The 14,481-nt window shown below is 47.8% G+C and carries 10 protein-coding genes; 3 read left to right on the top strand and 7 right to left on the bottom strand.

Going from position 1 to position 14,481, the window contains the following annotated elements:
- Positions 1–7: 7 nt before the first annotated feature.
- Positions 8–910, bottom strand: a complete 903-nt coding sequence (locus tag PV783_RS08785; RefSeq protein WP_420987749.1) for a carbohydrate kinase family protein — start codon at positions 908–910, stop codon at positions 8–10.
- 11 nt (positions 911–921) lie between these two features.
- Positions 922–2,250 (bottom strand): sugar porter family MFS transporter, encoded by a 1,329-nt coding sequence (locus PV783_RS08780; protein ID WP_079469123.1) that lies wholly within the window; start codon positions 2,248–2,250, stop codon positions 922–924.
- 220 nt (positions 2,251–2,470) lie between these two features.
- On the opposite strand from PV783_RS08780, the gene PV783_RS08775 reads away from it, so the two are divergent.
- Entirely contained in the window at positions 2,471–5,236 is a 2,766-nt protein-coding gene (locus tag PV783_RS08775) for a substrate-binding domain-containing protein (RefSeq protein WP_420987748.1), read from the top strand.
- Positions 5,237–5,299: 63 nt separating this feature from the next.
- On the opposite strand, the gene PV783_RS08770 is transcribed toward PV783_RS08775, so the two are convergent.
- From PV783_RS08770 to PV783_RS08755, 4 genes are all read right to left on the bottom strand, one after another.
- A complete protein-coding gene (locus tag PV783_RS08770; protein WP_079469125.1) occupies positions 5,300–5,491 on the bottom strand; it encodes a cold-shock protein in 192 nt (63 codons plus the stop codon).
- 145 nt (positions 5,492–5,636) lie between these two features.
- The gene (locus PV783_RS08765; RefSeq protein WP_420987747.1) at positions 5,637–7,553 is read right to left on the bottom strand and encodes a SusD/RagB family nutrient-binding outer membrane lipoprotein; all 1,917 of its coding nucleotides are present in this window, start codon (positions 7,551–7,553) and stop codon (positions 5,637–5,639) included.
- Positions 7,554–7,571: 18 nt separating this feature from the next.
- On the bottom strand, positions 7,572–10,688 hold the full coding sequence (locus PV783_RS08760) for a SusC/RagA family TonB-linked outer membrane protein (protein ID WP_420987746.1): 3,117 nt from the start codon (positions 10,686–10,688) through the stop codon (positions 7,572–7,574).
- 123 nt (positions 10,689–10,811) lie between these two features.
- Positions 10,812–11,996, bottom strand: coding sequence for an ROK family protein (locus PV783_RS08755; protein ID WP_079469128.1), 1,185 nt, complete (start codon positions 11,994–11,996; stop codon positions 10,812–10,814).
- 316 nt (positions 11,997–12,312) lie between these two features.
- Between PV783_RS08755 and PV783_RS08750 the strand changes: the two genes are divergently transcribed.
- On the top strand, positions 12,313–12,510 hold the full coding sequence (locus tag PV783_RS08750; protein WP_363430536.1) for a KTSC domain-containing protein: 198 nt from the start codon (positions 12,313–12,315) through the stop codon (positions 12,508–12,510).
- Positions 12,511–12,513: 3 nt separating this feature from the next.
- Here PV783_RS08750 and PV783_RS08745 read toward each other — a convergent pair whose 3' ends face one another.
- A complete protein-coding gene (locus PV783_RS08745; protein ID WP_420987745.1) occupies positions 12,514–13,365 on the bottom strand; it encodes an AraC family transcriptional regulator in 852 nt (283 codons plus the stop codon).
- A gap of 130 nt (positions 13,366–13,495) precedes the next feature.
- Here PV783_RS08745 and PV783_RS08740 point away from each other — a divergent pair, with 130 nt between their 5' ends.
- Complete coding sequence (locus PV783_RS08740; RefSeq protein ID WP_420987744.1) at positions 13,496–14,464, top strand: NADP-dependent oxidoreductase; 969 nt, start codon at positions 13,496–13,498, stop codon at positions 14,462–14,464.
- Positions 14,465–14,481: the final 17 nt, after the last annotated feature.

The following is a 14,481-nucleotide window of genomic DNA, read 5'->3' as shown; positions in this document are numbered from 1 at the left end:
TAATTGGCTAAGTGTGCTGTGGTATTTTCATCAGGCTGTATATCTCGGATGGATCATATTGCGGACAGCCACCGGGGCGCGATGCCACCAGTGCGCCCAGTGCATTGGCATACGCCAGGCTCCAGGCAGGGGAACGTTGTTGCAGCCGGCATACGAGGAAGCCGGCCAGGAAAGCATCGCCGCTGCCAATGGTATCTGCTACTATCACGGACTGTCCTTCCTGGTAATAAAAAGCCCCGTCGATGTACCCCATGCAGCCTTTGCTGCCCAGGGTGACAACTATAGTAGGGATGTTAAAACGGGAAGACAATGCCCGTACCTGTTCTTCGTGCGTTGGCCAGGTACCATACCAGGCGCTGATCAGCTCCAGTTCTGCGATGTTCAGCTTCAGCAGGTCGCAGCTGCCCATAAGCCATTCCAGTGTTTCGCGGGAGTACCAGGGCGCACGCAGGTTGATGTCCAGCACTTTTATGGCGGTTGACTGCAATGCTTTACGGAGCGTATCCCGGGAGATCTCATGCCTTGCCATCAAACTGCCAAAAACAATATACTGCAGGTCATCTCCCGTTAGTAAAGCCTCCAGGGAAGCATTCCAGGCAATATGATCCCAGGCCACGGGGTACAGGATATCATACTGCATATCGTTATGCGCGTCCATCCAGGCATTTACTTTGCCGGTGGCGTAGTTAGTATTCGTTTGTACGTAAGCGGTAGAGAGCTGCATGTTGTTCATGAGTTGCAGCAGCCTGGTGCCATGATCATCTGTACCTGTGGCCGATACCATCGCAACGGACTGCGACAGTTTCTGCAAGTGATACGCTACGTTCATGGGTGCGCCGCCCGGCAATTCCTGATCCGGTAAGATGTCCCACAATATTTCCCCGAGGCAGGCGATGTTATACTTTGTCATAAAATGTTTGTTTAATGCATGACCATTGTCATTTCAATTTCTTCCAGGGTTTGTCCTTTTGTTTCCGGCATCCAGCGCCATACAAAAAGCAGTTGCAATACCATCATCACACAGAAGAAGGCGAAAATGTGACCACCGCCGATGTGGCTGGCCAGCCAGGGAAAGGTAAAAGCGATGAGAGCGGCCATGATCCAGTGAGTGAAACTGCCCAACGTTTGACCTTTGGCGCGTACGGCGTTTGGAAATATCTCTGAGATAAATACCCATATCACAGCGCCCTGCGAGAAGGCAAAGAAGGCCATGTATACCAGCAGGTAAGAGATCACGGCAATACCGCCGGTATGCATATAAAAGGAAATGGCGGTGAGGCCGAGTGTAGCGATAAGGCCAACGGTGCCTATCAGCATCAGTTGCCGGCGGCCGATACGGTCGATAAACCGTATAGCCGTTAACGTAAAAATGAAGTTCACGATGCCCAGTCCGACTGTAGAGAGCAAAGAAGACGCTGTACCCAAGCCGGACATTTCAAAAATACGCGGCGCATAATAAATGATAGCGTTGATACCGGATACCTGGTTGAAGATGGCAAACAATACCGCCAGCACCACCGGAGTGCGGTACTTCCCGGAGAACAGCCGTTCCTTTGGCGCGCCAATGCTTTGGTGCCTCGACTGCCGGATGGTAGCGATATCGTCCGCATAACCGGCGGGGTTGATGATTTGCAGGGTTTTAATGGCGGCGGCTTCTTTTTTGCCGTGCAACAACAGCCAGCGCGGACTTTCCGGTACCCAGCGGAGCAGCAACAGGAACAGGGCCGCAGGGAATGCCTGGATACCCAGCATCAGGCGCCAGGAGTTTTCACCGCCATATCCGCCAATGAAATAGTTGGATAAATAAGACACCAGGATGCCAAAAACCACGTTAAACTGGAATAAAGCGACCATTCGGCCACGATAGGAAGCTGGTGATACCTCTGAAATATATACCGGTGCCGTTACAGATGAAGCGCCTACACCGAGGCCACCTATAAAACGGCATACGAGGAAAAAGTACCAGTTGGTTGCCATCGCCGTACCTACTGCCGACACCAGGTATACCAGCGCTACCAGCAGCAGGGTAGCACGGCGCCCCAGTTTATCCGAAGGCGTACTACCTCCCAATGCGCCAAACACGGTTCCTATTAATGCAATGGATACGGTGAATCCATGTTGTACTTCCGTTAAATGCCAGTATTGCTGAATATGTTGCTCCGCACCAGAGATGACAGCGGTATCAAAACCGAAAAGAAAACCGCCAAGTGCTACCACAAAAGCCCAGAAGAAAACAATCTTGTTGTTCATAACGTAGAAATAAGTTTTGATCGATAGGTCAAACCTACTCCTTTGAAAAAGGCTGCTGTTATCGTATAGCACCGCTTTCTTTCGAAATTATAACAAAGGGTATAAAACAGAATAATATCTTGATAAATAATATTTTATACATTAAGATGGATATATTTCAGGGAGATGTCTTTCAATTTTGTATCATTGTTTTTAGAAATAAAACCAAAAACATTCCCACTTGCCAGCAGTATTAAAACGATATCTCTGTTTAATAGTTCTTCCACTGTTGATGTATGCCGCAGGATGCCGGCCGGAAACAGGACCGAAATACCGGATCGGGTTTTCGCAGTGTACCGGCAACGACGACTGGCGCCGGAACATGCTCACAGAAATGAAGCGGGAACTTTTCTATCATCCGGAGATGCAACTGTTGTACCGCGATGCAGAAAGTGACAGCAAACGGCAGGTACAGCAGATCCAGGAACTGCTGGCGGGGAAAATAGACATCCTGGTGGTATCGCCCAATGAGGCAGCGCCACTGGCGCCGGTAATTGCAGCTGCCTATGGCAAAGGCATCCCGGTGATCATCCTGGACCGTAAGGCTGCCACCGACTCGTTCACCGCTTACATCGGGGGCGACAACTACAACATCGGCAAACTGGCAGCGGAATATATTGCCGCCCGGCTGAATGGCCACGGGCGTATTATAGAGGTGACAGGGCTTCGTGGCTCTTCTCCCACTGTGGAAAGACACCAGGGGTTCCGGGATGCCCTTGCGCACTACCCCGGCCTGAAAGTGATAGCCACCCTCGAAGGCAGCTGGGTGGCCGAAAAAACTCGGGAAGCTGCCGCCCGCAACGACTCCGCCGTGCAACAGGCAGATGTGATCTTTGCACAGAACGACGTAATGGCGTATAGCATGTACCGTTATTGCCGGGAAAAGGGCTTCACACATACCCGGTTTATTGGCGTGGATGCCTCTCCCTACCCCGATGCCGGCATCGACCTGGTATCTCGCCACGTACTGAGCGCCTCGCTGCTGTATCCCAGCGGCGGCAAAGAAGCCATCAGTATGGCCGCAGACATCCTCGCCGGAAAAAAGGTGCCCCGTAATACATTACTCCAAACCGTACTGATCGACAGCAGCAATGTAAAGCTGATGCGGTTACAGATAGATAAGATCCAGGCCCAGCACCAGGAAATAGAAAAACAGCAATCGTTGCTGCAGGAGCAGCTATCACTGTACCAGGATCAGCAACACCTCCTGCGGATAGTGGTTACCACGCTGGGCATCGCCTTCCTGCTCGGTATTGTGCTGATCTTTATTTTGCGCACCAACCGCCGTATCAACCAGCAACTGAAACAGCAACGGGATGAAATCCTCCAGCAACGGGATCAGCTGGTAGAAATGACCGCCCGTGCACAGGAAGCCACAGAGGCCAAGTTTACGTTCTTCACTAATTTGTCGCACGAATTCCGTACCCCCTTAACCCTCATACAGGCGCCACTGGAAAACCTGATGGGCAGCAGGCAGCTTTCCTCCCCGCAAAAGCAGCAGCTGGAGCTGATGCGCAGAAATGTGATCCACCTGATGCGGCTGGTGAACCAATTGCTGGAGTTCCGCCGGATTGAAAGCGGCAAACTGCAACTGAAAGTATCTGAAAATGACCTGCCCCCCTTTATGCTGGATATTATGGAAGCATATAAAGGCATCGCGGTTAAAAAACATATCGATTTCCGGCTTATCAGCCGGCAACCCGGCATTAAAGCCTGGTTTGATCAGCACCTGTTTGACCGGGTACTGTATAACCTGCTGTCCAACGCTTTTAAATTTACGAGCGACTACGGCAAGGTACATATATACCTGGAACAGGCCACAGCCGGGCAGGAAGCAGTAATACGTATTGAAGACGACGGCAGCGGCATGGACGAAAATACCCTGGCCCATGCTTTTGAATTGTTTTACCAGAGCCGGAACAACGAGCATAAAGGCACCGGTATCGGGCTGGCGCTCACCCGTGAAATTATTTCCCTGCACCACGGCAGCATCACCGTAAAAAGCAGCAAAGGCGCCGGCACCACTTTCAGTATCACCCTGCCGGGTACCTCCGTCCCCTTTGCACCGGAAGAAATTCAGCAGGAAGATGAACACATGAATGTGATCAATCACTCCCTGCATAGCTATACCGATGACCTCAACGACACGCCCGCGGAAGAATTGCCACTGACGGTACAGGCACATCCGCATTCCGTGCTGCTGATTGAAGACCACCCCGATCTGAATCATTTCCTGGCCGATTTCCTCAGCGGGCAGTATGAAGTGTTTCATGCCGGCAACGGCGCCGACGGGCTGAAACTGGCCTTTGAGCATGTGCCGGACCTCATCCTTTGTGATATTATGATGCCGGGCATGGATGGGATCCAGGTGTTGGAAACACTAAAAAAGGATATCCGTACCTCCCATATCCCGGTAATCCTGCTGAGTGCCAACAGCAGCGAGGAACAACGCATAAAAGGTATGCAACACAATGCAGACGCCTATATCAGTAAACCTTTCCACCTGAAATACCTGGCGGAAAGCATCAGCAGCATGCTCAATAACCGGGCTTTACTGAAAGATCACTATATCGCGGAACCCGAAACACGGGTACACAGCACCCAGTCCAGCAAACCAGACCGTAAATTTGTGAACGACTTTACCGCCATTGTGGAGGCCAACCTCGGCAACGACCAGTTTGGAGTAGAGGATATCTGCCAGCAGCTGGCTATTTCAAAGATGCAGCTGTACCGCAAAGTGAAGCAATTGCTAAACTGTAATGTAAACGACTATATCCTGGATGCGCGGGTGAAAAAGGGCAGGTACCTGTTGGTAAACTCAACGCTATCGGTAGCGGAAATAGCCTATGAGTGCGGCTTTTCCTCCCCTGCTTACTTTTCCACAGTGTTTAAGGCACGTACCCAGCAAACGCCCAAAACCTTCCGTGACAAGAAAAGCGAAGGCTGACCTATATGCATAAAAAAAGGGCTGATCTGCTGATCAGCCCCTCCAGAAATAAGATATGTAAACTTAGATAACTTTTACGTTAACTGCATTCAGACCTTTTTTACCATTTTCAACTTCATACGTTACGGTGTCATTCTCACGAAGTTCGCCAGTAGTACCGGAAATATGAACGAAAATATCCTGTCCACCATTTGATGGGGTAATGAAACCAAATCCTTTGGATTCATTGAAAAATTTAACTGTACCTTGTTGCATTATATTGTATTTGCTCACAAGGTAGACTTATATATCCGTATCACCTAAAGAGTTTTTTTCCGGGCCGTGGTCCCGCTTGCTTTAAAGACAAGAGCTGACCGGTTTTACAGCCGGTCAGCTCTTTTTAATATAAGTGAACAGCAAACTATTGCTTAATAGCCCACCATAATGGTGTTAAAACTTCATCGCCGCCTGCTCCCAGGAAGCTGATGGCCTGGTTATACCCGGCAGCATTGGTATTCTTCAGGGAAGAAGGATACTTCAGGCGCTGAGGGAAAAACTTCACATTGCTGGTCATGTAATTGGAAGCATTGAGTGTTGGTAAGGTACCCAGTGGCTCTTCCACGTTTGGATTTTCGAAGAAAGGCAGGCCAAGTCTGCGTTTATCATTCCATCCTTCCAGCGGTAACCACGGAACCTGTGCTATATATTTCTGGGTAATAATCTTTGTTAAGAGGTCGTTTTTAACAGTACCATTCTTATACAGATTATTTACCGGGTACTTTATTGCTACTGTACCTGCAGTACCGGTGTAACCATTTTTAAAATCCATTGTATGGGTAGCGGGTGGTTCTGCAGTGTGGTCCCAGCTTACAGAGGTACCTGTCATGTTATAGCTGGTAGATGCCAGATAGGTACCCAGGAAGCCCTCCACTTTCCAGTATTCAAAACTCTGGGCGATGCCCTTTTCGTAGGCAGCTTTACCTCCCAGTGGTACAGCCCATCCTCTTACCGCCGCTTCTGCCAGCAGGAAGTGTGTTTCCCACGGAGCAAAGAAAACGCGTTTGTTGGAGCTGTTCCTGAATTGCTGACCAAGACGCGGAGCCGCACCAGGGTAGGCTCTCCACTGGTTCCTGGTTCCTTTTACGCCCCATGCACCTGCATTGGAACCATTCCAGGCAAATTTACCATCGAGTGTTTTCACCACAGCGCCTGTGCCATCCAGCAGGTTACGGGCGGTTGTTTCCCATGTAGCCTGATCGTAAGAAGGATATTTACTAAAGTTTGGATTAGTAAAATCACCTGCCGGGATGAATGCTTTATAGGCACGGGGGTCAACCGTTTGTGGTAACCCATCAAACCAGAAACCTGCAAACGGATCATTCGTCATGGTAGAGAAATGGTCTGTTAACTGCAAACCGGCCCAGTTGGCGGGTCTGATATATGATTGCAGGGAAGCATCTACCTGGTCGGCAGTTTTTATATCTCCCAAACCGGTATAAATGTTTTCCAGGGTAGTAGAAAGGATCTGGGAATTCCATTCGCGGCTCATTACACCGGTAAGTGCATCCCATCCTGGTTTTTCCTGTACCTGGAAAATGTCGAGCATGTTAGTCATTAAGTCGCCCGCTGCAGCTGCTTCAAATTCTGCTTTCGCCTTACCGGGATCTACTTCAGACAAACGCATAGCCAGGCGTAAACGCATGGAGTTGGCATAACGTTTCCACTTCATAAAATCATATCCGAAAGCAGGATCTGTTTTCTTCAGTTCATCAGACGGAACGATGGTCGTGTTCAGCTTTGAGCTGGCATCCTTCAGTTCAGCCAATGCAAAGTAGTATACGTCCTTCACGCTTACGAATTCAGGATTGGTACCCTGAAATGCGTTGATAGGAATAGGACCAAAGTTATCAGACAATTCGCTCAGCAAATAAGCACGCCAGATACGGGCCACCTGTTTCAGGTTATCAGTATATGGTTTGGTATCACCGGCCTGTGCTTTTTCATCTGCAATCTGGATAGCGGTATTAATGCTGTTTAACCAGCCGGAGCTATAGCGGTAATATTCAGAAGACCATCCGTCATCTACAGCGCCGGAAGACAGGCCACCGCTGAGGTGTTGACGGCTGGCAGTTTTCCAGTATAACACAAAAGACCGTTCTGCAATATTGGGATCCATCTGGGCGCCGATGATGGAATTATTGATAAAGTATTCCACCTGTACCTGGTTAAGGCTGGCGTCTTTCGGATTTTGATTGATCTCTTCAAACTTATTACAGGCAGACATCACCATCGCAAAAGCAGCCAACGCCCAACCTGATTTTATGAGTATCTTTTTCATTTCAGTTACAATTAAAAGTTAAAAACTAAGGCTCAGGTTCACCAGGAAGGTACGGGTGGTTGGAGGAGCACCGTTTTCAAAGCCAGTGGCATTTGTACCTACCGCAAATACTGATTCCGGATCCAGGCCACGCATATGGCTGGAAATCATCCACACGTTATTGCAGGATACGCCCACCTTAGCAGACTGGATAGGTGTTCTGCCCAGTAATTTTTTTGAGAAGTTATAGCTCAGCTGAACGTTTCTGAGACGGATATTAGAAGCGTCATAGATATTCAGTTCCGAAACACCAAGGTTACCTACGTTGGTATTCACGGCTTCCCAATATTGTTGCGTAGTAATTGATTTGGTGTTGGCAGTGTAACCACCGGCGCCGTTTGATACCACACCAGCAAGCGTCATATCATCCCTGTTACCACCAGGGGCTGTGATATCCGCTGTTCCCGCCCTCTGCATCATTGCCTGGGTTACAGAGAACATGTCTCCGCCAAAACGGGCATCAATCAGGAAAGCAAAGGTGAAGTTCTTGTAACCAAAACTGTTGGTAATGCCAAGTAATGCTTTGGATTGCTGGTTACCCAAACGAACATTCTGTTCACCTCGTTGTGGCCGGCCTTCTGCAGTGAGCAGCAGTTGACCGTAATGTTCACTTTTTTCGTCTGTTACACGCAGGAATTTACTGCCGTAAATTTCACCGTACAACTGACCGGCAACTGCAACGATAGATACATCATCGAAGCCACCCAGCTGGTATCTGTTAACTTTATCAGCATCAGATATTTCGATAACTTTATTCCTGTTCATAGACAGGTTACCGGAGATATTCCAGATCAGTCCTTTATCGAGAATCTTTGCATCTGCCATAATTTCAAATCCGCTGTTCTGGATATTACCGGCATTGATCTTTCTCTTTTCGTAACCGCTGGCAGGGTCCATTGGCAGATCGATCAGCTGACGGGTGGCATTTGATTTATAATAACTGAAGTCAACACCAAACCTGTTATCCACAAAGCGAAGTTCAGTACCTACCTCATAAGATTTGATCAGCTCACTACGAACATTCGGATCAAACAGGGTAGTTTTCCTGGAGGCAATAGGATTCCCATTTGGATCGCGGTCGATGGTATAAGTATTCAGCAACTGGTAGGGAGAAAGGCTGTTACCAACTTCTGCATAAGAAGCACGGAGCTTACCATAGCTGATCCATTTGGGCAAACTCTTAAACTGTTCGGTAAACACATAAGAGAAGCTCACAGAAGGATAAAAGAAAGAGCGGTTAGAAGGACTGAGTGTAGAAGACCAGTCGTTACGCATTGTTCCATCCAGGAACAGGTAGCCATCCCAGTTTACACCAACAGTTCCGTACAGGGAATTTATCCGTTGTTCGGTCACTTCATCCGTGATACCCGGGTTACCCTGTGAGTTTTTAATACTGAACAGATCCGGTACCAGCAATGAAGCAGCATTGTTGCTCAGTCGGGAGGAATGTTGCTGCATCAGGTTACCACCTACGCTTGCAGATGCGCCAAACCGGCTAAACAAGTTGTCTTTTTTTGCAGTGATCAGGGTACTGTAGTTCAGTTCAGAGAACGTAAACTTACCTACGCTATAACTACCATTGGTAGAGAGCGGGCTACCGGAATATGTTTTGGCTTCTGTGTTGGTTGTATAAATATCAGCACCTGCTTTTACTTCTGCATTTAACCAGTCGGTGAACTGGTACTTAATGCTTCCGTTCATGATGAAGCGGTTACGGATATCTTCGTTCTGACCGTAACGGCTTACCCAGTATGGATTCACCTGGTTACCGGTACCATACCAGCGCATTTTACCAAGTTCGTTCAAAGGATCTTTGAACTGGGTGATATCCATCGTAACAGGCATTGTGTAAAGCAGGGAAGAATAGTTCCTGCTGTTTACACCGCTTGTGGGCCTGTTCCTGGCGTTGGTATTAGAGTATTGAACTTTAAAGTCGGTAGATAAACGTTCAGATGTTCCGTATTTGGTAGTAGCTCTGGCCATGAGGTTTACCCTGGAAAGCTTTGTACCCGGAATCATACTGTTATCGTTCATGTAATTGAGGGAGGTGTACACCGACGTTTTATCCAGTTGTTGCTGGAACGAAATGTTTTCGTTGTGGTTTACTCCTGTCTTATAGAAATTGTTGATGTTATTAAAGTAGCGGAGTTTCTCCGTTTTACCGTTCCAGTTAGTAACATCCTGACCTGTAATTTTTGGTCCCCAGCTGTTTCCTCCGATAGGATCAAAATCATTCACTGATCCCTGTCCGAAACTTTTCTGCATTTCAGGATTTGTGAATACACTTTCAAAACCTACTGTGGAAGATACGGCAATGCCCATACCATTTGACTTCTTCCCGGTTTTGGTGGTAACAAGGATAACACCATTACCTGCGCGGCTACCATACAAGGCGGCAGCAGAAGGACCTTTCAGAACAGAGATACTCGCAATGTCGTTCGCGTTCAGATCAGCAAGGCCATTTCCCATATCCAGTGATGGATTCCAGAAATCATTATTGCCATCTGTTACACCCACGAAGTTGTCTACCGGAATACCATCCACTACAATCAATGGCTGATTACTTCCGGTGAGTGAGTTATTTCCGCGCAGATTAATTTTGGAAGAACCTGCGGGCCCTGTGCTGGAGCGGATTACCTGTAAACCCGCTACCACACCGGTAAGTGCGTTGGTAAGATTGGGTTCATGCGCATCGATCAGTGTAGCGCTTTTTACTTCCTGCATGGCATAGCCCACAGATTTTTTCTGGCGGGTAATACCTAATGCGGTTACCACTACTTCATTTAACCCTTTGGAAGTTTCTTCCAAAATCAGGTCAAAATTAATGGAAGTACCTACCGGCACTTCTTTGGTAGTAAATCCTACACTGGAAACAACTAACGTTGCGCCAGCGCCTACCTGGAGCTTAAAGGCTCCTTTTTCATTGGTTGTTGCGCCATTGGTTGTACCTTTTTCAATGACTGTTGCATAGATTACGGGAGCGCCGGAAGCGTCTTTCAGGGTACCGGATACCCATTTTTTTTCCTGTGCGGAAACGCTTTGATAGCACGTGGCCACTAAACATGTTAGCAGCAGGAAGCCTAGCCACCTTTTCATTAGTGTGAATTTAGATGAAGATGAATAATCAAGGCATAGTTTCTCTGATGGCATGGGAAGCCCGCATGCTGCAGGTAGTTACTGCCTCATTTTTGATTGATACAAGTGAACGTTTTTGCTTTACTACAGTTGGCCTTTATCGAGGTGTTCCATAACAAGTGCTGCAGCGCCAAGTCTTTCCGCCGCATACCCCAGAGGCGAGATTATTATTTCAATATTTTCAGCAATTTTTGGTATACAATGTTCATTTAACGCATGCTGTACAGGTGCCAGCCATAATTTTCCGGCCAATGTTCCTCTCCCGCTTAAGATGATCAGGTTCGGATTCAACAAGTGAATAAGGATAGCGATCCCGCGTCCGATGTGATAACCTGCCTGTGATAATAATTCCACTGCGTAGTTATCTCCTTTCAACGCTGCATCCATAATTTTTCTAAACGTGTTGTCGCGGTTGTCCATCGACAAATCTTTCATAACGGTAGTTCTTCCTTCATTGATGCCTGCCACTGCTTTTTCCGCAATCACTGATAGTGATGTTTCTGTTTCCAGGCATCCCATCTTTCCACAGCTGCAGATCTTATTGTTGGTGAAGAGCGGGATGTGCGAGAACTCTCCGGCAAATCCGTTTTCTCCCCTGAAAAGATCACCGTTCAGCACCATCCCCAAACCAATACCCCAGCCTATATTAATAACCAGTGCATTTTGCCTGTTGCGGGCTGCTCCCAGCTTCCATTCTGCCAGCGCAATTAAACTGGAGTCATTGTCAATGATAACCGGTACGCCGGTAAGCGCTTCGAGGTATTCATTGATGCTGCCGTATTGCCTGTCGAAAAAAGAATAGTTGATGCCCTTTGTTACATCTACAAAACCCGGCATTCCGATGCCAATACCCGCAAACTTTTCCACAGGTATTCCTGAATGATCAATAAATGTTTTCAGTTCCTGGCCCAGTTGTGCAATGGCATCCGGATGCGCTGATAAGTCCAGCGACACCTGGAGTTCTTCTCCCACGATCCTGTTCTGCATATCCAGTATGCTGATACTGGTTACAAACTGGTCCATCGCTACCGATAAAATGTACATGTAGTCCGGCTTCACAGAGTACATCTGCGGGCGCCGGCCGCCGGTGGAAATGGCATACCCTGATTCCAGCACCAAACCACTTTTCACGAGTTCATTCAAGGCTTTGGTGGTATGCGGAAGACTCCTGCCGGTGAGCAGCGTGAGATCAGCACAGGACAATTCCTTGTTAAAGTACAGGTGTTTTAATAACGTTTTTTTGAATATTTCCTGGCGATCAGACACCATTTAGATGATTGTTTGCTTACAGTTTTAAATCTACATCAATTTGGTACAAGTGAACAACATTATCAGCGAAATGTTGATTCAAGGTAGGCAAACTTCTTTAAATTTTACAAGAACTTTTATGAAAATTTTAATTAGTTGGATATAATTATCCAAATTATGCAAGAACTTATTAAGTTAATGTTAATTTTCCATCAGAAAAAAGCAAAATAATTCCAGGTGCTGTAAAATGACAAACGTTTGCATTTTAATTACCGGGAGCCGCCGGGAACCCATCCATTGATGAACGCACCGGTATGATAATTGAACCGGCCCCGGTATGCCTTCATCTGTGGTAGCCCATATGATATATAATGCAGACACGCGCACGCTCCGGATCATATTCGTATCAGGAATGGTATATGATTATAAAGACGTGCCCGAAGCGGTATACTTAGCTATGAAGTCGTCCGGCTCAAAGGGCATCTATCTCAACAAACACATCAAAGGACATTATGATTTTGAAAAGGTCAAATAGCCATCAGGCGGCGCCGTGCATAGCCTGCCTCCGGATATCGCTCATCCCCTTCTGGTAAAACCGTTTCATCATTTTATTCAGGTGACTGCTGTCGGTGAAGCCAAGATCCCACGCAATTTCCTTAAAGGACAGGTCGGTGTACAATGCCTTTGCCTCGGCCAGTTTTAATTTGGAACGGAGTACAAACTCCTGGTAAGTTTCACCGGCGTTCCGTTTGAAATACTCACTGAAATAAGTAGCGGAGATATTGAAACGCTGGCATAAATAAGACAACGTAATTTTTTCTTCGTCGAGCAGATGGAACTGGATATGCAGCAGCACTTCCGCGAACCGTTTGCCTTCCATTCCCTGCTCTCCAGGCAATACCATCGCCACATTGCGGGCTATCAGTTCCAGCACCGCCACCATCAGCCCCTGCATAATGCGCCGCGAATGATTGTCGGAACGCTGCTGCTCATACATCAGCAACTCCAGTAAACGGATGAGATGCTGTTTATCATTCTCCCCGCTGATCAGCTCCCCTGCTTTGCGGTTATAATTCCCAATAATGAAATTGAGCCGGCAGAACCATTTCCCGAAATCTATCACGCAGTCCTGTTCTCCCGAAAAAAAACTGGCATTGAACTGAATAAACAGGAAAGTAGTGGGCTGGTCTATCCGGTAAGTATGACAGTCGGAAGACGGCAACAGGAAAATACTTCCTTTGTTGTAACGGGAACGGGTATACTCTACCTGCTGTTCCCCGCTGCCTTCGAGGATATACACCAGCTCAAAAAAGTTGTTCCTGCGGTTACGTTTTTCCCAGCGCTCCAGGGTGGTAACGCTGATGCTAAATGGGTCGTGTACCTTTTCCATACTGTAAATGTAAGTAATAAACTGCCGCTGCGTAAGGGGCATCCCATCCTGTTACTGCTGTTTCCTTTTACGGTACGGGTATAACGGCAGGTGGCTGACTAGCTTTGCTTTCATAAAAAATGGAGATCACATGAAAGCAATTATTTTAGAGAGACTGGATAAAAACGCCCCCCTCACCATTTCACACACTACCATACCTGCTATTGCTGCAGACGAAGTACTCATTGAAACCAAAGCGATTGGCATTAACCCGGTAGATTATAAAACACTGGAAGATTATACCACTCCTGACGGATTACGCGCCAGCTGGGCGCCCGCACTGGACGGTATTTCACCGCTGATCCTGGGATCAGATATTGCCGGCGTGGTAACGGCTGTGGGCAGCGCTGTCACCAAATTCAATACAGGCGATGAAGTATTCGGGATGATAAAGATGCCGGGGCATGGCCGCGTATTCGCGGACTATGTTGCGGCGCCGGCTATCCATCTCGCTAAAAAACCGGTCAACATATCCTTTACAGAAGCAGCTGCAGCAACACTCGCCGCTATTACGGCATGGCAAAACCTGCATACACATTACCAGACAAAAGAAGGCGACCGTGTGCTCATCACTGCACCCGCAGGCGGCGTTGGACATTATGCAGTGCAAATGGCCAAAGCGGCAGGCGCCCATGTAATAGCGGTAACTACCGCCGCTAACGCCGATTGGGTACGTCAGCTGGGGGCAGACGACATCATCGATTATAACCACTTCAATTTTGAAGAGGCCGGCAGCCTGCAACTGAACCTGGTACTGGACATCGGCGGAAGATTCCCGGCTGCTCTCTATGAAAAACATTTTGCTCCCGGCGCTGCCCTGTTCTTCCTGCCGCATGGCCTGCCGGCAGCCACCACCCAATACTATCAATCAAAGGGTTTTGATGTGCGCTTCACCGGCGTTACCTCCGATGAAAAAGCCATTGATGCTATCGCCGGATTGCTGCAATCAGGAAAAATAAAATCCTACGTCGGTAAAGTATTCCCGTTTGACCAGATGCGCGCCGCCTTCGATGAAATGAAAAAGGGTACTACGAAAGGAAAGATCGTAGTAACCCTTTAACCAATAACGGCCGGGAT

Origin of the sequence: Chitinophaga sp. CC14 (assembly GCF_048957795.1) — a bacterium.
Classification (GTDB): domain Bacteria; phylum Bacteroidota; class Bacteroidia; order Chitinophagales; family Chitinophagaceae; genus Chitinophaga; species Chitinophaga ginsengisegetis.
The sequence above is the reverse complement of the archived record's forward strand: the minus strand, read 5'-3'. Positions and strand labels throughout refer to the sequence as shown.